The organism is Pseudomonas sp. HY2-MNA-CIBAN-0224, assembly GCF_040310285.1.
In the GTDB taxonomy this organism is placed as follows: domain Bacteria; phylum Pseudomonadota; class Gammaproteobacteria; order Pseudomonadales; family Pseudomonadaceae; genus Aquipseudomonas; species Aquipseudomonas helleri.
Window position 1 is genome coordinate 1 of record NZ_JBEOPQ010000005.1, and the last position, 17299, is coordinate 17299.

Genomic DNA, 17299 nt, shown 5'->3' on the forward strand with positions numbered 1-17299 from the left:
GAGCGAGCTTGCCTCGCGATCTTTTGATCTTTCTAAAAGATCGCGAGGCAAGCTCGCTCCTACAGTTTTCTCACTTTCTGCGCAATTTGTTACCATCCGTTTCTCGTTTTCTCCCTTCGCATTTCCCGTCTTTTAGGTAACCCATGAAATTCTCACGTCTGCGCGCTGATGTCCTGGCCGGGCTCACGACGTCATTTGCCCTGCTGCCCGAGTGCATAGCCTTCGCCTTGGTGGCTCATCTCAACCCGCTGATGGGCCTGTATGGCGCGTTCATTATTTGCACCATTACCGCGCTGTTCGGTGGTCGACCGGGCATGGTGTCCGGTGCCGCAGGCTCAATGGCGGTGGTGATCGTGGCGCTGGTGGTGCAACACGGTGTGCAGTATCTGTTAGCGACCGTGCTGCTGAGCGGGCTGATCATGCTGGCGTTCGGGTTGCTCAAGCTCGGCAAGCTGGTGCGCATGGTGCCGCACCCGGTGATGCTCGGGTTTGTGAACGGGCTGGCGATTGTCATCGCCATGGCGCAACTCGACCACTTCAAGGACGGCGACACCTGGCTCAGCGGCATGCCGCTGTACGTGATGATCGGCTTGGTGGCGCTGACCATGGCCATTGTCTATTTGTTGCCGCGCCTGACCCGCGCCGCGCCGCCGGCGCTGGTTGCGATCTTGAGCGTGGGGCTGGCGGTGTACTTGCTGGGCCTGCCGACCCGCACCCTCGGAGACATGGCGCACATCGCCGGGAGCTTGCCGACGTTTGCCTTGCCGGACATCCCGTGGAACCTCGACACCCTGCGCATCATTGCGCCTTACGCGATCGTGATGGCGGTGGTGGGGCTGCTGGAAACCCTGCTGACCTTGAATTTGACCGACGAAATCACCGAGTCCCGGGGTTACCCGGACCGCGAGTGCGTGGCGCTCGGGGCGGCGAACATGGTGTCGGGGGCCTTCGGCGGCATGGGCGGCTGCGCGATGATCGGGCAAACTGTGGTCAACCTCAGCTCGGGCGGGCGAGGGCGGTTGTCCGGGGTGACGGCCGGGGTGATGATCTTGCTGTTCGTGCTGTTTTTGTCGCCGTTTATTGAGCGAATTCCGCTGGCAGCGCTGGTCGGGGTGATGTTCGTGGTGTCGCAACAGACCTTCGCCTGGGCCTCTTTGCGGGTGCTGAACAAAGTCCCGTTGAACGATGTGCTGGTGATTATCGCGGTCACGGTCATCACCGTGTTTACCGACCTGGCGGTTGCGGTGATGTGCGGGGTTATCATCGCGGCGCTCAACTTTGCCTGGCAACAGTCGCGGCAGCTGTATGCCGAAACATCGGTGCAAAGCGACGAGAGCAAACTGTACCGGGTTCACGGCACCTTGTTTTTCGCCTCGACCACGGCGTTTCTCAAGCTGTTTGACCCGGCCGATGACCCCGCCAGCGTGACTCTGGATTGCAGCCAGTTGAGCTTTGTTGATTACTCGGCGATTGCCGCGCTGGACACGTTGCGCGAGCGCTACCGCAAAGCGGGCAAGCATTTGCGCGTTGTGCATGTGTCGGAGCGCTGCAAAAAACTACTCAAGCGCGCCCGCGTCCCTCACGTTTAACACCCTCTCCCGTGGGAGAGGGTTTCTAAAGGTCGGTTACACCTTAAAGTGGCTGACCATTGCTTGCAGTTGTGTCCCCAGCCGCGCCAGTTCAACGCTGGACTTGGCGGTTTCATCACTGGCCGCCGCGGTTTGTTCTGACACGTCACGTACGTTGAGGATGCTGCGGCTGATCTCTTCTGCCACGGCACTTTGCTGCTCGGCCGCTGCGGCAATTTGCTGGTTCATCGATTGAATATTCGACACGGTGCGGGTAATACCCTGCAACGAAGTGCCGGCCTGACGGGTCAGGTTCACGCTGCTGTCGGTCAAGGTGCGGCTGTTGTTCATGACCTCGGCCACTTGCTGGGTGCCACTTTGCAGCGCTGCGACCAGCGTTTGAATTTCTTCGGTGGAGTTTTGCGTGCGCTGCGCCAAGGCCCGCACCTCATCGGCCACCACCGCAAAGCCACGTCCTGCATCCCCGGCGCGTGCGGCCTCGATCGCCGCGTTAAGCGCCAGCAGATTGGTCTGGTCGGCCACGGCTTTGATCACGTCCATGACGCTGCCGATCTTGTCGCTTTCTGTTTGCAACACGGCCATGGCCTGGGTCGAACGGCCGACTTCAACGGCCAGGCGTTCGATCTGGCCAATGGCCTGATTGACCACGTTGTCACCGGCGCGTGCTTCGTCGTCGGCGGCCGCTGCAGCGTGGGACGCTTGCTCGGCATTACGTGCGACTTCTTGCACGGTCGCGGTCATTTCATGCATGGCGGTGGCCACTTGATCGGTTTCGACCTTCTGGCTGTTGACCCCGGCGCTGGTCTGCTCGGTGACCGCAGACAACTCCTCAGCTGCGCTGGCGATTTGCGTGACGCCGTCGCGGATCCCGCTGATCAAATCACGCAGGGTCGTGCCCATGCGCGCAATACCTTGTTGCAGGATGCCCAGGTCATCGCGGCGAGTCACTTGCAGGTTGTGGCTCAGGTCGCCGCTGGCAATGCGCTCAACAACCTCCAGCGTTTCACGCAGCGGGCGGGTGATCTGGCGGGTAATCACGACCGCTGCCAGCACGCCCAGCAGCAAGACCAACAAGGTGCTGATCAATTGCAGGCGGTTGGCACTGGCGCTGTCGGTGTCACGGCGTTCCAACTGAATGTTGTACAGCTCGGTGCTGCGGCTAACGATGCCATTGCCGTAGTCCGTCATGTCTTTGCGGCGGTCGATAATGCTGTTGTCCGTGTCGGTGTACACCTGCAGCGCTTGGGTGTACTCAGCCATCGCATCTCTTAACGCACGCAAGGTGTCAGCGGCGCTGGCGCTGAAAAAAGTGTTCAACCCCGCAAGGCTGGCCGTCGCAGCGGCCAGTTGGTTGCGCGCAGCCTGTTCGGTCGCAGGCGTGGGCGAGGCAATGTAGGCGCGGCCCAGATCGCGGGCCATAAGGAACTGTTCACGCACTTTGGTGACCGCCTGGTACTGCTCAAAACGGCCCTCTTCGCCCGCCGGGCGTTGCAAAGTGCGTGCGTCCAGCGTGGCGATGTCGGCCAGCGTCGCTTTGGCGCTGCGATCCATGCGCTCACGCGACACCGCAGACTCAACGTAAGCCTTGCGCATCGCCACCAGGGCGCTTTGGTAGCGGGTGATGAGATCGTGTTGCTCGTTCAGCAACTTGAGGTTTTCGGGGCTCTTGAACGTGCTCAGCAGTTGTTTTTGCTGCGCCTCAAAGGCTTCCAGGTTGGTCTGCACGTTCTGTGCAGCGGTCTCGTCGCCATTGGTCAGCATGTACTGCAAACGTGCGACCCGCAGGTTGGTCAGCGCGCTGTTGAGTTGCGTGATATCGGTCATCCAGTTACTGCGGTCAATCAATGTCCCCAGGCTGAACCAATTGCTGATTGCCATCAGGCAGGTGAGGGCCAAAACCAGGCCGAAGCCCAAGGCCAGTTTCATGTTGACGCTGATGTTGCTCAGCCAACTGTTCATTTCAATCTCCAGGAACGGTGCGCGCAGGATCTGTTATCGCTGGAGGGGTTTTGTTTTTCTGGCCCAGCAAATACGTGTGTTGAGCTGTATCGGCGGCGTTGAGCAGAGCTGAAACGTTTTTTGATGCGCAATGATCAGTGGTTAAAAAGGTTCTCCAAAACCGTAGTCAAAGGTGTGTTTAAAGACTTTTTTCACATTTGCTTCACCTGTCTCCTACACCCGAGTTTTTAAACTATGTTCAGTTTGGGAAAAGCCTTGCTATGCAAGACTGTTTTTCGTACCAGCGGGATTGTTCACCCATCCATTGTCATATTCGCGTTATAGGGTGGCAGCGACTGTTGTTCACTGACTGCCATAGGGGCGTTCTACGTGATTTTGAGTCTTCGTTTAGCGGGTGCTAAGCGCGCATTACTGCGCAAAGCGTTCGCGCGTTATCGAAATGCACTGGTGGTCGTCGTAGCGACGGTTTTGACCGTATTTATTACCCTTCAATTGCTGGCGCCTGCACCTGCGCCCAACCTGGCGCTGCCCGGCAATGCCAGCCGTGTGGTAGCTCTGAAACAAAGCTGGGCTAAAGGCGATGTCATTGCGCTGGTTCGTCATGGCGAACGTTGCGACCGTTCCTCGACCCTTTGCCTGGGGCCTGAAGATGGCATCACTGTGCACGGCGAATCCGTTGCTCAAGCGCTGGGCAATGAGTTCCTTCAGATGGGGCTGGCCCATGCCGATATCTACAGCAGCTTGCTGACCCGCTCACGGCAGACGGCTGACGCGATGTTTACTCGCCCGGTTGAGGCTCAAGACTGGGTGTTCAACTGCAGGGGCAAAATGCTCAGCGACGTGCTCAAGCACAAAGTCCCGGGTCGCAATCTGGTGCTGGTCACCCATAGCGAATGCATGGACGAGCTTGAGAGCCAGATGCATGTGCCCACAGAAACCACCTTCAGCTATGGCGCTTCGTTGTTTATCAACGTAGAGGGCGCCAGCGCACAGCCGCAAATGCTCGGTTATGTTGAAACCAAAGACTGGAACAGCATCGTACCGCCAGGCACCCTGCCAGCTGGCCATAGCCTCGAAGCCTCGCGGTTTTAACACCTCAAACGTGTAGGAGCGAGCTTGCCTCGCGATCTTTTGATCTTTTAAAAGCTCGCGAGGCAAGCTCGCTCCTACAATTTGGGTACCATCAAGGCAATACACGATTCCAATTGTCTTCGACCGGCAACGGCACGTCCCTGAGTTCCTGGGCCACGGCTTTTTCGATGTCGTCGGCGCTGAGCTCTTTTTCATCAAGCCACGGCCATGGGGCATCCGCATCGCGAAAGTCGAGTTGGTCGTTCAACTGCTGACACGCGAGCGCGAGCAAGTGCATCAGCACCCACTGGCTGGTGAGGTACGCCTTCTGTTGCACCGGGCTACGGTTGAGCAGGGCGGTGACCTCTGTCACCTGCGGGTTTGGCCACACGCTGCTGCGCAGGTTCCAGACCAGCGCGCCGTTGTTTGAGACGTCTTTGTCGGCCAATGTCGGGTCGATGCTGACCTCGATGCTCAGCTTTACATGTTGGTGCTCAAGCTGGTCAATCAGATAACGGGCGAGGCCGGATTGGCGCAGGTACGCCGTCGCCGTCTTGTAGGCCAACTGAGCGTTATTGTCGCTCAGGCTCTGGCTGGTAATGCTGATGGTCATGGCTAGCTCCTTGACTGGGTAACGTCCAGCACAGGGAGCGTAGCCAATGTGCCGTAATCGGCCACGCCAAGTGTCGTTCTATTGCCGCGGATCAATCTTCTGAAGCGGGTGCCAGCGTCACGAAGTAAAAGTGATGACGACCAACGCTGACCGTGTCCAGCACCTTCAGCGCCACACCCGGCACCTCGGTTTTGTCGATAACCGCGATATTGTCGGGCGACTCAGCCAAAAACGCCTGCAACTCGGCGGCTGAGTTCAACGTGTGCGGCAGTTGCTGGCTATAAAACACCACGGCCCCCAGACGCTCGTCCGGTTGCAGCAGGGCGATGTGTTTGCCGCTGGCTTGCAGGCTGATGACCTGCGCGGCCACGGGCTGGAAGGATTCGCTGCGATCGGCGCGCGGCGCCCATACAGTCGCAGCGATCAGGTAGGTGGTGACAACCCCGGCCAGCAGCGCGATGGCCAGCGAACGGTGGTAGTCACTCAAAAACTTGGCGATGGCCGAATCCTGGCTTTTCTTGCGCAGCCATTGCAGCACCACCCCGGCGTACTCGGCAGCGATCACGGCGGCCGCCGGGGTCAGCGACATCAAGTACACCGCGCGTTTGCTTGAGGCGATGTTGAGCATCAGGTATTGCGCCAGCAGCCACACGCAGAAAAACAGCAGGTAAGGGTTGCTGCGCAATTGCTTGCGAAAATGCCACAGCCCCAGGAACGTCAGCAGGTTCCACGGCAGGAAGCTCTCGGGCAGTTTGCGCAGGTAATAGTAGAAGGGTTCGTAGTGCCCGGCCTCGACAAAGGAACCGCTGAAACGGCCAATGCTGTTGGTCAATACCACTTCGCTGACCGCTTGCAGCCCGCCGCGTTGATACAGCACACACAGCCAGATCAGCAGCGGGATCAAACCCACCAGGGTCATCAGGGCCGGACGCAGCCAGTCATTCACGGCAAAGCGTTTGTTGATCAGGCTGTCACACAGCAGATAGGTAAAAATCACCACCCCCGGCAAGGCCAGGCCGAACACGCCTTTGCTCAAGGTGGCAATGGCAATCCCGGCGGCAAACAGTAACCAGCTACCGGCCGCAAAGCGCGGCTGGCGGCTGGCCTGGTAAAACGCCAGCAGCGCCATGCTGACGCCCAAGGTCAGCAGCGAATCTTCACCGACCTGGCGCGCATTCGCCCAAAAGCTGCCCATGGTGGCCAGCATTGCGGCAGCCGTCCAGGCCATGGCTGTCGGCCGACCGAAGCGGCGCAGCATGGTGAACAGCAACATGATGCTGCACAGCCCGGCGATGGCGGACGCCAAGCGCACGGCAAACAGCTGGCCGCCAGACAGCTGGATCGCCGTCGCATCGAGCCACAGGCTCAGGGGAGGTTTTTCAAGGAAGGGTTCATTCAGCAGGGACGGGGTGACCCAGTCCTGACTCAAGTGCATTTGCATGGCAATCCCGGCGACCCGGGATTCGGTGGAACCTTGCAGATGGTGGTTACCCAAGGCAAAAAACATCAACACACAACCGAGCAGCAGTAACAGCAGAGCGGGACGAGTCAGACGCATTGGGTTACCAGGCTATATTTCAGTGAATAATGCGCTGGAGTATAGGAGGGGAAAGTTTAACAAAATGTGAAAAATGGACGATTCAGGACTTTTTGCCCCGTGAAGGCACCGCAATGTTTGCAGGCATCAACGTTGTTCCTGACCCGGCGATGACCGGGTCAGGATCACACTCAGAACGTTGCCTTGACCTGCAGGCCTGCGACCAGCGCATTGCCCCGGCTTTTGCCGTAGAACGCCCCCGGTTCGATGATGTATTGCACATCCGGACGCAGCAGCAACCATGGCGTTACTTGCGCGCCGTAGTTGAGTTCCAGCAACTGCTCGCCGCTGTCGAGGTTGGCGATCATGTTGGCTTGCTCAGGGTTGGCAGCCGCAGCTTCTTGCACGTCACGCGAGCGTGAGTTGAATACCGCACGCCCGTAAGCGAAGGCGATGCTGTCTTGCGGGCGGCTGGCAAACGGCTTTTGTTTCACCAGGCCTACTGCGTACCAACGGCGCATGGCCGAGGTCGCGGCATTGCTGGTGGCGGCCTGGCCAAAGGCGCGCAAGACGCTTTCGGGGTCTTGCTCATCACGCCAGATCGCCTGGTCGACCAGTACGTAAGCGCCGGTGCGGTTGTTGGCTTTGTGCGTGCTGCCAATTTTCGTGGTGTTGGAGGTGTCGTAGTACCAGCCCGCTTTGTATTGGCCGCTCAGCCAGGCGTTGTGGTTGTAGATCGCTTCCAGCGGCAGGATGGCACCGGTGGTGCCACGGGTGGTCATGGTGAACGCTTCGGAGGAGCGGCTGTTGTACTCCGGATTAACCTGGAACACCGCGGTTTGCAAGGTCAGCGACGGGCTCACGGTGTAGCGCAATTCAGCGCCCCAATGAGGTGTCGGGTAGTTGCTCCAGCCGCTGCCGTTGGACATGGTCAACGGGTGGGCGCAGAAACCGGCGTTTACAAAGCTGGTCAGCAGCGGCATTCCGCCAAAGTCGTTGCCCATCGCCAGGAAGCCGAGTTTGGTGGTCAGCGCCGGGCTGAACAGCGTGCGCTGGTAGCTGAATTCAGACAGCCGCGTGTACTGGCCGCCGTAGTTCTCTTGCACTGGCAAGCGGTTGCCCACCAAGTCTTCGGAGGCGCTATGGCCGCGACGGTCGTTGACGGTGATCTGCACCAGGCCCGCGTCCGGGGTATCGAGCAGCTTGCTCAGGTCGAACTGGGCGCCGATGCGCACTTGCTGCGAATAGCGCGTGCCGTGCTTGATCCCGCCATGCAGGTTGGAAAACGTTTCGGAGTTGTAGTCGCCGGTCAGCTTAATGCCTTTGTCGATCAGCTTTTGGCGTTCGCCGCCCCAATCGCCGGTCAGCGTTGAGCGATTCATCAGGTCGTCAGAAGTGTCTGCAAGCGCACAAGCGGGGGCGAGGGCCAAGAGTGACAAGCCGCTGCACAGGCCGGAAGTCAGCAAGGCGCGGGAAGAAAAAAACATCTAAAAGTGCTCCTTCAAAAGCAGTGTCGCAAAGCAGGGGGCGACACGATGTCGCACAGTATGAACTAGTTAGTTCATAAAATTAATATTTCGTCATATTGCCGCGACGAGAGGGTGCAGTTCGCTGTGAAGATGAAAACGCGCAGTTTTAGCGAGGTTTCGGCGCATATACCGGCATGTTAGGTAACGATTTTCAGCTTGTTTTAGCCGGGTCACTGGCGAATCGTCCGCGCTCTTTCGACGTATTCCCAGGTAATAGACTCTGATGAGCAGCGCTAAACCCATGATCGGCACCAAGGCTTTGTCCGCAAACCTTAAGCGCGGTCGCCTGGAGGTTGAGGTCAACGCATCGACTTTTGAGCCACAGGCCCTTTTCCGTTTCGCTGAACGGCGTAACCCCAAGCGCGCCTTTTTGTTTGTCTCGTGTGTGTTGGGGCGGCACATTCCTGCCCGACCGTCGCGGATGGCCGAGTGTTTCGATGCGCTGGCCGCGCAAATCCCCGCGGACTTGCCCGGCCCGGTGCTGGTCATCGGCATGGCCGAAACGGCCGTCGGCCTCGGCGCTGGCGTACACCGCGCCTTGGCCCGCACGCGTAACGACAGTGTTTATCTGTGCAGCACCCGGCACCCGACGGGCAGCACGGTGTTTGCCCGTTTTGAAGAAGAACACAGCCACGCCACTTCGCATTTACTGCACCTGCCGCAGAGTGCGCAGGTCCGTGCCCTCATGCTGACGGCCCGTTCACTGGTGCTGGTGGATGACGAGGCGTCTACCGGCACCACCTTTATCAATGTGTGTAACGCCCTGGCTGACGCCGGGCTTGAGTCGATTGAACGCATCGTTAGCGCAACCCTGACCGACTGGTCCCAGGGTGCGTTGCGCAAGGTCAAGGGCAGTCACGCCAGCAGCGTTTCACTGCTCGCCGGGCGCTACACGTTTGCCGAAGATGCACACGCCGAGCTGCCAGAAATGCCCAGCGTCGGCACAGTGGGCCAAGGTCATTGGCCACTTGAGCCTGATCGAGACTGGGGGCGCATGGGCGTGTGCGAACACCGCGACACGCTGGCCCCTGATCTGCACGTCGCCCCCGGCGAGCGGGTTGTGGTGATAGGCACCAGTGAGTTTGTCTGGCCGCCTTTTTTGCTCGCTGAGCGGCTGGAGCGTTCGGGCGCTGATGTGCATTTCAGCGCCACCAGCCGTTCACCCATCGCCTTGGGGCACGCCATCGACCATGCGCTGTCGTTCAGCGACAACTATGGTCTGGGCATTCCCAACTTTTTATACAACGTCGCCCCCGGCCAGTTTGACCGTGTACTGATTTGCAGCGAAACCCCGGCGGCTGCGCTGGATCCGGCATTGCTGCGGGCATTGAATGCACAGGTGATTGTTTATGGCCACTAATCGCCCGCTTGTGTTCGTTGACCTCGACGACACGTTGTTTCAAACCGCCCGCAAAATGGCCGAAGGGCCGCGCTGCACCGCCACGCTCGATGCTTTTGGCCAGCCCAATGGCTTTATGAATGCGACCCAGCAGGGCTTTGTCGAGTGGTTGCTGGCCACCTCCGACGTGGTTCCCGTGACTGCGCGCAGCGTTGAGGCGTATCAGCGGGTGCAGCTTCCATTCGCGCACGGGGCCATCTGTGCCCACGGTGGCGTCATCCTCAGCGCACAGGGTGTGCCCGATGGCGACTGGCATGCGCGCATGTGCCACGAACTGGCGCCGGAGCAGGCGCGTTTGCACCGCCTGAGCGAGCAAACCCGGGGGATTGGCGCAGAGTTGGGCTTCTCGCTACGCAGTTGGGTGGTGGACGAGCAAGGCCTGGCCACTTACGTGGTGACCAAACACAGCCATGAAACCGATCAGGCGCTGCTGGTCGTGTGTGCAGAGGCCAAGGCGCGGGGGTTGCTAAACGGCCTCAACGTACAGGGTAATGGGAATAATCTGGCCTTCCTGCCGTTGGCGCTGCAAAAGCGTGAAGCGGTGCGCGAGTGGATTCGCCGCGATCAGGCACTCAACGGCAAACGGCCATTGCTCGGCTTCGGCGACAGCCTGTCAGACCTGGGCTTTATGGCCGAGTGCGACTGGTGGGGCACCCCAAAACGCGGCCAGTTGGCCAGCCATGTGTGTGCGAGCGTGGACCATGCGTAATGTTTATGCGGGTTTGAATACCGTTGGCAGCGGCAGTTACGGTCGTGATGATGTGCACTTTTTACTGCGTGCGATGGACATTAAAGCCACCGATGTGCAGGAAAAAGAGCACCTGATCCAGACCCGGCAGCGCCACTACTCCGAAATGATCAGCCAGGAGCATGCGCCCTCCCAGCCCCATCAAAACCTTTATCGACGGGCGCTGGCGCACAATGCGGCGCGTATGGCCATGGATGTTCAGGCCCTGGCCAACGCCTTGAACGAACGTTGCACCGGCAGCACCCTTGCGCTGGTGTCATTTGTGCGCGCCGGGGTACCGCTGGGCGTATTGCTACGCCGGGCATTGCTTGAAGCCGGTCGTGATGTCCGGCATTACGGGGTCAGCATTATCCGCGATCGAGGTATCGACAGCGTGGCCCTCGAAGCGGTCATCAAGGCTCACGGTGCCGAAAACATCGTCTTCGTCGATGGCTGGACGGGCAAAGGAGCGATCAGCGAACAACTGCGTGAGAGCCTGGCTGCCGATTCGCGCTTTGCACCCCGGCCACGGTTGGTGGTGTTGGCGGATCCGTGTGGGCGTGCCTGGCTGGCAGCGTCTGCCGAAGACTGGCTGATCCCTTCGGGAATTCTGGGGGCCACTGTGTCCGGTCTGGTGTCACGCTCAATCTGGGCGCCAAAACCCGGCCTGCACGGCTGTGTGATGTACCCCCATTTGGCCGGGCATGACGTGACCATGAGTTTTGTCCACAGCATCGAAACCGAACGTGCCCGGTTAACCGCGCCCGCCAGTGCTCAACCCTGGACGCTGGCACAGAGTTGGGCGTTGCAACGCCGCGCGCAAAGTGTGCTGGACGGTATCTCAACGCGCTTTTCGGTGTTCAACAGCAACCGGATCAAGCCCGGTATTGCCGAGGCCACCCGTGCCGTCATGCGCCGCATGCCCGAGCAGGTGCTGGTGCGCCGGCGTGACGATCCGGACGTGCAACTGCTGATGCACCTGAGCCGTCAGGCCAACATCGAGGTCCGCGAAGTCGGTGACGAGTTGGGGCCGTATCGCGCCCTCACCGTCATCAGGAGCGTGCGCTGATGATCAAGCATTCGCCCTATGCCTTGGGGGCCACGTTGTACATGCCGGCCACCCGGCCGGACATCCTGGACGTGGTGTCTGGTGAAAAAATCCAGGGTTTGCGTTCGCTGGTGCTGTGCCTCGAAGACGCCGTGGCCGCCACCGATGTGCAACAGGCACTGAACAATCTCAAACACCTGCTGGAGGCTATCGAGGCACGGGGCGGTCGACCGTTCGGCGGGCCGATCCTGTTTATCCGGCCGCGTGACAGCCACATGGCGGCGCTGCTCAATGAATGGCCGTTAATGCGCCACGTCGATGGATTTGTTGTGCCTAAACTGTGCCTTAGCAACCTGCGTGAGTGGCAGCAGGCCGTGGCCTGCGACGACCTGATGCTGATGCCAACCCTTGAAACGCCTGAGGTCTTTGACCCTGGTGCCATGGTTGAATTGCGCAGTGCCCTGCTCGAACACTTGCCGGGGCGTATCATTGCCCTGCGCATAGGCGGTAATGATCTGATGGGCTCTCTGGGGCTGCGTCGTTCACCGACGATGACGCTTTACAGCACACCGATGGGTTACGTTATCCCGATGTTATGCGGGATCATGGGCTCTGCGGGGTTTGCGCTGACGGCGCCGGTGTTTGAACAGCTCAATGCGCCGCAGTTGCTGGAGCAGGAATTGGCGCTGGATATCGCCCATGGGCTTGTCGGTAAAACCGCAATCCATCCGGGGCAAATTGCAGTTATCCACAGGGCGCTGCAAGTCAGCCTTGAAGATTTCCACAGCGCATGCCAAATACGAAGTGATACGGCGCCTGCGGTGTTCAAGTTCAACGATACGATGTGTGAACCCGCGACCCATGGCAAATGGGCGCAAATGATTATTGAACGAGCGCATTGGCAAGGGGTTCGCCCCGAAATGACCCGCTCGATAGACCCTTTTTGGAGGCAGCCTGCGATGGGCTGAAGTAGTCGGTTGAATGAAGTTTTAAATACACCTGAGAAGGGCAAACAGATCCTGTCAGCTTTCGATTTTGATGGCACGTTGACCTATCACGACAGCTTTGTGCCCTTTTTACGCTTCGCGTTTGGCAACCGCTTGTTCGCGATGCGGCTCTTGCGAATGATCCCGGCGACCACTGCTTATTTGCTGGGCCGGATCAGCCGAAATGATTTGAAAGAAAAACTCATCACGGTCTATCTCACCGGAGCCAAGGAAGCATGGGTGGCCGAGCGTGCCGAAGCATTTTGTGACGCTTCCTGGCAGCAATTGATGCGACCTTTGGGCTTAGTATCGGTCGCCTCCGAGCTTGAACAGAAGGCCATTGTGACTATCTGTTCGGCGTCGCCTGAGCTGGTGCTCAAGCCTTTTGCCAAAAAGCTCGGTATCGCGCTCATTGGCACCCGGCTGCAGTCGGTTGATGGCGTGCTGACCGGAGAGATCGACGGCACCAACTGCCGATGCGAGCAAAAAGTCATTCGGCTGGAGGCCCAGTACGGGCCTTTGGATCAATACACCTTACGTGCCTGGGGAGACACCCGGGGCGACGAGCAAATGCTGGGGGCAGCCCAGGAGCCACATTGGCGCGAGTTTCATGCGCTGTGGCGTCGCAAGCGGCCATTGGATGTGTGTCTGCGAGAGGAGCTCTAAGCAGAACAGATCAAGACTCAGCAGTGACTGTCGGCCCCCGTCCCTGAGTTCAGACAAGGAAAGGAAACGCTACATGGCTATTTCGTTGTCAAAGAACCAAGCGATATCCCTGGAAATGGAGGCCGGGGCGGGGCTTGAAAAAACAGATATGGGGCCGGGATCTGACCTGATCAGCAACGCGCTTCAGGCGGTGGGGTTATGACCCTCCTGACGCCAGGCGCCAACACAGGCGTTAACACCCAAACCTTGAACGTGACCGTCAGTTACAGCCCGGTGTCGGGCGCGGAGCTGGACGTTTCGGCATTTCTGCTCACTGCCTCGGGCAAGGTACGTGGCGACAGCGACATGTGTTTCTTCGGCCAGCAAAGTGTCAGCAATGGCGCGGTCAAATTGCTTGAGTCCAGCCCTGGCCGAGCGGTGTTCAGCCTCGATTTACAGGCAATTGATAGCGCAATCGACAAAATCGCGTTGACCGCAACTATCTATCAAAACAAAGCCCGGTTCTCAGCATTTCCCCAAGTGGTGGTGGCTGTGAGCAGCGGTATAGAAGCGCCAATTCCTACGCAAGGCATGCTGGAAACTGCATTGATCCTGGGAGAGTTTTATCGTCGCCAGGGTGTGTGGAAATTCCGCTGTGTCGCTCAAGGCTTTGCCGGTGGCCTGGCCTCATTGGCAGAACACTTCGGGGTAGAGGTTGCCGCTCCCGTCGTTCCATCCCCTCAGCCCGCAACCCCGGCCGCCAAGGTTAACCTGTCGAAGGTCACTCTCGACAAGCAGCGCCCCTCGATCAGCCTCGTTAAAAAAGACGGTGATTTCGGCGAGATCAAAATAAACCTCAACTGGAATCGGGCCCCGCAAAACAGCGGCGGCGGTGGTTTTTTCGCGGCGTTGCGCGGCAAGTCAGGCGGTATCGATCTGGACGTGGGCTGCCTGTTCGAGCTGCAAAACGGCCGCAAAGGCGCCGTCCAGGCCTTGGGTAATGCGTTTGGCGAATATGCCGATGAGCCGTTTATTCAACTGATGGGCGACGACCGTACCGGGGCCGCCAGTGACGGCGAGTGGCTGCGAATCAACGGCAACCAGTGGCACGCAGTACGCCGGGTGCTGGTTTACGCGTTCATTTACAAAGGCGCGCCCAACTGGCAGGCCACTGACGGCGTTATCACCTTGTACATGCCGGGCGAACCGCCCGTCGAAGTGCGCTTGAGCGAAGAGGGCGGTACCAAAGGTATGTGCGCTGTCGTCTTGCTTGAAAACATTGGCGGCAGCGTCAAGGTCAATCGCAAGGTTGAGTTCTACAATGGCCACTCAGACATGGACACGGCCTTTGGCTGGGGCATGCGCTGGGCTGCCGGGTCTAAATGACCGCGATATAACGACCGCCGAAGCTGGCGATTTTGATTTTTGAGGACACCATGGAAAACACGGCAATTGGCTTTCCGCCAACGACCATCGCTGTATTTGTAGCACTTGCGGTCATTGCCCTGGCAATCGATCTGTTTACCCACAAAAGCGATAAACCCGTCACGCTGACCAACGCGGCCTGCTGGTCGATTTTTTGGGTGCTGATCTCACTCGCCTTTGCGGGCTACCTGTATTACGCCCATGGTCCGAGCGTGGCCAGCCTGTTTGTCACCGGTTACGCCCTGGAAAAAGTCCTCAGCGTCGACAACCTGTTTGTGTTCATGGCGATCTTTGCCTGGTTCAAGATCCCCGATGTGCTGCGTCACCGTGTTCTGTACTGGGGCATCATCGGCGCCATCGTGTTCCGCTTGATCTTCGTGGCGATCGGTACAGGGCTTCTGGCTTTTGGCCCATGGGTGGAAGTGCTGTTTGCGGTGATTGTGGCCTGGACCGCGATCATGATGCTGCGCGGCAATGAAGACGACGAAGACGAAGACTATTCCAAACACGTCGCCTACCGGTTTGCGAAAAAACTGTTCCCGGTGTGGCCAAAGCTGCACGGCCACCAGTTTTTTGTGTCGCGTAGCGTGCTGGAGCAGGAGATCACCAAACCCGAAAACAAGGGCATGACCCTGGCCAGCAAAGGCGCCTTGTTCGCCACACCGCTGTTTTTGTGTGTGGTGGTGGTCGAGGTCTCGGACATTCTGTTCGCCTTCGACTCCGTGCCAGCCGTCATTGCCGTCAGCCGTGAACCCTTGATCGTTTACTCCGCCATGATGTTTGCGATTTTGGGCTTGCGGACCATGTACTTCGTGCTTGAAGCCCTCAAGCGTTATCTGGTGCACCTGGAAAAATCGGTTATTGCGTTGTTGTTCTTTATCGCCGCCAAGCTGGCGTTGAATGCAACCAACCACCTGTTTGGCCATGGCATCAGCATTGAGCCAAACACCAGCTTGCTGGTGGTGTTGGTGGTCCTGGCCATCGGCATTGCGGCCAGCGTTGTTTTCCCCGGCAAAGAAGATAAATCGGACGTTAAAAACGGCTGACAGCTTTGCCTTGTTCAACGGCCAGGAGGCGCAGCACACGATGCAGTCGAGGGGGGATGGCTTGGTCTTTCAAGCCGTTCCCATTCAGTTCTTTAGATAAGGATTCACGCACATGGCAGTAAGTCTGAGTAAAGGCGGCAATGTATCCCTGAGCAAAGAAGCACCGGGCCTCACCGAAGTCGTGGTGGGGTTGGGGTGGGATCCACGGGTAACCGACGGCCAGGAGTTCGACCTGGACGCCTCGGTGTTTATTGTTGGCGAGAGCGGCAAAGTGCTGAACGACGCCAGCTTTGTGTTCTACAACAACAAGACCTCACCGGACGGCAACGTTGTGCACCAGGGCGACAACCGCTCGGGCGCAGGCGAGGGCGATGACGAACAAGTGCACGTCAAGCTGTCCGGCTTTGCCTCAGACACCAAAAAATTGGTATTTGCCGTGACCATCCACGAAGCGGTTGGGCGCAAGCAAAGTTTTGGTCAAGTCGCCAATGCGTACATTCGCGTGGTGAACAAGGCGGATGACAAAGAGCTGGCGCGCTATGACCTGAGCGAAGACGCCTCAACCGAAACAGCCATGATCTTTGGTGAGCTGTACACCCATAACAGCGAGTGGAAATTCAAAGCCATCGGCCAAGGCTTTGCTGGCGGCCTGGGCCCGTTGGCCGCGTCTCACGGCGTAAACCTGGGCTAATCCCTTGCGTTAAAAAAGACCCTCCCCGATGCCGGGCAGGGTCTTTTTTTTTGTGTTAAATCCCGCAGCCATCCAAAATTTCGCCCTCTGTAGGAGCGAGCTTGCCTCGCGATCTCTTGATTGTTGAGCGTGAGAACATGCTCCTTTCATCGCTGTAGCCGGTCACAAAACTGCACTTAACAACTGCGCAAAAACTTGCGCACGTCAACGCTGTTTTTACACTAACTATTTTGCTGTAAGCCTTATCAACAAAGGGCTCCAGCGCACTGCGCAACTTTTTGCGCAGCAGTGCGCAACACCTTGCGCACTTTTGCCTGATATTCCGCCTAAATCCCCTGACGAAAAACACACGGTCGTCTACAGGCGTTGATCTATAAGGGCTGAACGTTAACTGGCATAACTCTTGAACTCTCCAATGACCGCGCAACGTTTTTGTTTGCCGGCTTATCACATTTTTTGTGCAAGGAGAGCTTCATGGCTACGCCAGCGTATATGTCCATCACCGGTGCAAAGCAGGGCCTGATCACAGCCGGCGCGTTCACAGCCGATTCAGTGGGTAACACCTATCAGGAAGGGCACGAAGACCAGGTCATGGTTCAGGGTTTCAGCCACGAGGTGATCATCCCGCGTGACCCGCAATCGGGTCAGTCCACCGGTCAGCGTGTTCACAAGCCGCTGTGCATCACCAAGGTTTTTGACAAGTCTTCGCCCTTGCTGCTGCAAGCATTGACTTCCGGCGAGCGCATGACCGAGATCGTTATTCAATGGTTTCGGACATCGGCTTCCGGCACACAAGAGCATTACTACACCACCAAAATTGAAGACGCGCTCATCGTCGACATCAAAGACTACATGCACAACTGCCAGGACCCGGCCAACAGCCATTTCACCCACCTGGAAGACGTGCAGTTCACGTACCGAAAAATCACCTGGACTCACGAAATCAGCGGTACTTCGGGCTCTGATGATTGGCGCGCCCCGGTCTCAGGTTAAACCCCGGTAGTCATAAAACAACATCAGCCCGCCTCGGCGGG

Annotated in this window: 16 protein-coding genes and 1 pseudogene; 12 read left to right on the forward strand and 5 right to left on the reverse strand. The window is 58.4% G+C overall.

The annotated features are described in order from the left end of the window. The first annotated feature begins 143 nt into the window (after positions 1–143). Complete coding sequence (locus AAEZ03_RS04665; RefSeq protein ID WP_153374793.1) at positions 144–1589, forward strand: SulP family inorganic anion transporter; 1446 nt, start codon at positions 144–146, stop codon at positions 1587–1589. Positions 1590–1625: 36 nt separating this feature from the next. On the opposite strand, the gene AAEZ03_RS29240 is transcribed toward AAEZ03_RS04665, so the two are convergent. Together AAEZ03_RS29240 and AAEZ03_RS29245 are read right to left on the reverse strand one after the other, a co-directional pair. After that, positions 1626–2489: a methyl-accepting chemotaxis protein gene (locus tag AAEZ03_RS29240; RefSeq protein ID WP_423814882.1), complete on the reverse strand. Its 864-nt coding sequence runs from the start codon at positions 2487–2489 to the stop codon at positions 1626–1628. Beyond that, positions 2481–3548, reverse strand: a pseudogene (locus AAEZ03_RS29245) (methyl-accepting chemotaxis protein); the annotation flags it as partial. The gene AAEZ03_RS29240 and the pseudogene AAEZ03_RS29245, both read right to left, overlap by 9 nt. Positions 3549–3917: 369 nt before the next feature. On the opposite strand from AAEZ03_RS29245, the gene pmrG reads away from it, so the two are divergent. Next, the gene (gene pmrG, locus AAEZ03_RS04675) at positions 3918–4640 is read left to right on the forward strand and encodes a lipopolysaccharide core heptose(II)-phosphate phosphatase PmrG (protein WP_262124308.1); all 723 of its coding nucleotides are present in this window, start codon (positions 3918–3920) and stop codon (positions 4638–4640) included. Positions 4641–4731: 91 nt separating this feature from the next. On the opposite strand, the gene AAEZ03_RS04680 is transcribed toward pmrG, so the two are convergent. The 3 genes from AAEZ03_RS04680 to AAEZ03_RS04690 all read right to left on the reverse strand — a co-directional run bounded on the left by AAEZ03_RS04680 (position 4732) and on the right by AAEZ03_RS04690 (position 8256). After that, on the reverse strand, positions 4732–5232 hold the full coding sequence (locus AAEZ03_RS04680; RefSeq protein ID WP_350576528.1) for a hypothetical protein: 501 nt from the start codon (positions 5230–5232) through the stop codon (positions 4732–4734). Between the two features lie 91 nt (positions 5233–5323). Then, positions 5324–6790 (reverse strand): ArnT family glycosyltransferase, encoded by a 1467-nt coding sequence (locus AAEZ03_RS04685; RefSeq protein ID WP_350576531.1) that lies wholly within the window; start codon positions 6788–6790, stop codon positions 5324–5326. A 170-nt stretch (positions 6791–6960) separates the two neighbouring features. Then, positions 6961–8256: a carbohydrate porin gene (locus AAEZ03_RS04690; protein ID WP_350576534.1), complete on the reverse strand. Its 1296-nt coding sequence runs from the start codon at positions 8254–8256 to the stop codon at positions 6961–6963. Between the two features lie 265 nt (positions 8257–8521). Between AAEZ03_RS04690 and AAEZ03_RS04695 the strand changes: the two genes are divergently transcribed. From AAEZ03_RS04695 to AAEZ03_RS04740, 10 genes are all read left to right on the forward strand, one after another. Next, the gene (locus AAEZ03_RS04695) at positions 8522–9658 is read left to right on the forward strand and encodes a phosphoribosyltransferase domain-containing protein (protein WP_350576537.1); all 1137 of its coding nucleotides are present in this window, start codon (positions 8522–8524) and stop codon (positions 9656–9658) included. Then, the gene (locus AAEZ03_RS04700; RefSeq protein ID WP_350576540.1) at positions 9648–10406 is read left to right on the forward strand and encodes a trehalose phosphatase; all 759 of its coding nucleotides are present in this window, start codon (positions 9648–9650) and stop codon (positions 10404–10406) included. The genes AAEZ03_RS04695 and AAEZ03_RS04700 overlap by 11 nt, the downstream gene beginning before the upstream one ends. Further along, the gene (locus AAEZ03_RS04705; RefSeq protein ID WP_350576543.1) at positions 10399–11493 is read left to right on the forward strand and encodes a cysteine protease StiP domain-containing protein; all 1095 of its coding nucleotides are present in this window, start codon (positions 10399–10401) and stop codon (positions 11491–11493) included. The genes AAEZ03_RS04700 and AAEZ03_RS04705 overlap by 8 nt, the downstream gene beginning before the upstream one ends. Beyond that, positions 11493–12440 carry an HpcH/HpaI aldolase/citrate lyase family protein gene (locus AAEZ03_RS04710; RefSeq protein ID WP_350576546.1) on the forward strand — a complete coding sequence of 316 codons (948 nt, stop codon included), beginning with the start codon at positions 11493–11495 and terminating at the stop codon, positions 12438–12440. The genes AAEZ03_RS04705 and AAEZ03_RS04710 overlap by 1 nt, the downstream gene beginning before the upstream one ends. A gap of 9 nt (positions 12441–12449) precedes the next feature. Further along, positions 12450–13124, forward strand: a complete 675-nt coding sequence (locus tag AAEZ03_RS04715) for an HAD family hydrolase (protein WP_350576549.1) — start codon at positions 12450–12452, stop codon at positions 13122–13124. Between the two features lie 73 nt (positions 13125–13197). Then, positions 13198–13326: a TerD family protein gene (locus tag AAEZ03_RS04720; RefSeq protein WP_350576552.1), complete on the forward strand. Its 129-nt coding sequence runs from the start codon at positions 13198–13200 to the stop codon at positions 13324–13326. Continuing rightward, on the forward strand, positions 13323–14489 hold the full coding sequence (locus tag AAEZ03_RS04725) for a TerD family protein (RefSeq protein ID WP_350576555.1): 1167 nt from the start codon (positions 13323–13325) through the stop codon (positions 14487–14489). Before AAEZ03_RS04720 ends, AAEZ03_RS04725 begins: the two co-directional genes overlap by 4 nt. A 50-nt stretch (positions 14490–14539) precedes the next feature. Then, positions 14540–15574 carry a TerC/Alx family metal homeostasis membrane protein gene (locus tag AAEZ03_RS04730; protein WP_278940828.1) on the forward strand — a complete coding sequence of 345 codons (1035 nt, stop codon included), beginning with the start codon at positions 14540–14542 and terminating at the stop codon, positions 15572–15574. Between the two features lie 112 nt (positions 15575–15686). Beyond that, a complete protein-coding gene (locus tag AAEZ03_RS04735; protein ID WP_123751805.1) occupies positions 15687–16265 on the forward strand; it encodes a TerD family protein in 579 nt (192 codons plus the stop codon). Positions 16266–16739: 474 nt separating this feature from the next. Further along, on the forward strand, positions 16740–17258 hold the full coding sequence (locus AAEZ03_RS04740; protein WP_350576559.1) for an Hcp family type VI secretion system effector: 519 nt from the start codon (positions 16740–16742) through the stop codon (positions 17256–17258). Positions 17259–17299: the final 41 nt, after the last annotated feature.

Excerpts from the sequence above, each read along its gene's own strand:
- AAEZ03_RS04740 (WP_350576559.1), top strand. The coding sequence starts at position 16,740 with ATGGCTACGCCAGCGTATATGTCCATCACCGGTGCAAAGCAGGGCCTG.
- AAEZ03_RS04690 (WP_350576534.1), bottom strand. The coding sequence starts at position 8,256 with ATGTTTTTTTCTTCCCGCGCCTTGCTGACTTCCGGCCTGTGCAGCGGC.
- AAEZ03_RS04705 (WP_350576543.1), top strand. The coding sequence starts at position 10,399 with ATGCGTAATGTTTATGCGGGTTTGAATACCGTTGGCAGCGGCAGTTAC.
- AAEZ03_RS04680 (WP_350576528.1), bottom strand. The coding sequence starts at position 5,232 with ATGACCATCAGCATTACCAGCCAGAGCCTGAGCGACAATAACGCTCAG.
- AAEZ03_RS04720 (WP_350576552.1), top strand. The coding sequence starts at position 13,198 with ATGGCTATTTCGTTGTCAAAGAACCAAGCGATATCCCTGGAAATGGAG.
- AAEZ03_RS04700 (WP_350576540.1), top strand. The coding sequence starts at position 9,648 with ATGGCCACTAATCGCCCGCTTGTGTTCGTTGACCTCGACGACACGTTG.
- AAEZ03_RS29240 (WP_423814882.1), bottom strand. The coding sequence starts at position 2,489 with ATGGGCACGACCCTGCGTGATTTGATCAGCGGGATCCGCGACGGCGTC.
- AAEZ03_RS04725 (WP_350576555.1), top strand. The coding sequence starts at position 13,323 with ATGACCCTCCTGACGCCAGGCGCCAACACAGGCGTTAACACCCAAACC.
- AAEZ03_RS04735 (WP_123751805.1), top strand. The coding sequence starts at position 15,687 with ATGGCAGTAAGTCTGAGTAAAGGCGGCAATGTATCCCTGAGCAAAGAA.
- AAEZ03_RS04685 (WP_350576531.1), bottom strand. The coding sequence starts at position 6,790 with ATGCGTCTGACTCGTCCCGCTCTGCTGTTACTGCTGCTCGGTTGTGTG.
- AAEZ03_RS04665 (WP_153374793.1), top strand. The coding sequence starts at position 144 with ATGAAATTCTCACGTCTGCGCGCTGATGTCCTGGCCGGGCTCACGACG.
- AAEZ03_RS04710 (WP_350576546.1), top strand. The coding sequence starts at position 11,493 with ATGATCAAGCATTCGCCCTATGCCTTGGGGGCCACGTTGTACATGCCG.
- AAEZ03_RS04695 (WP_350576537.1), top strand. The coding sequence starts at position 8,522 with ATGAGCAGCGCTAAACCCATGATCGGCACCAAGGCTTTGTCCGCAAAC.
- AAEZ03_RS04730 (WP_278940828.1), top strand. The coding sequence starts at position 14,540 with ATGGAAAACACGGCAATTGGCTTTCCGCCAACGACCATCGCTGTATTT.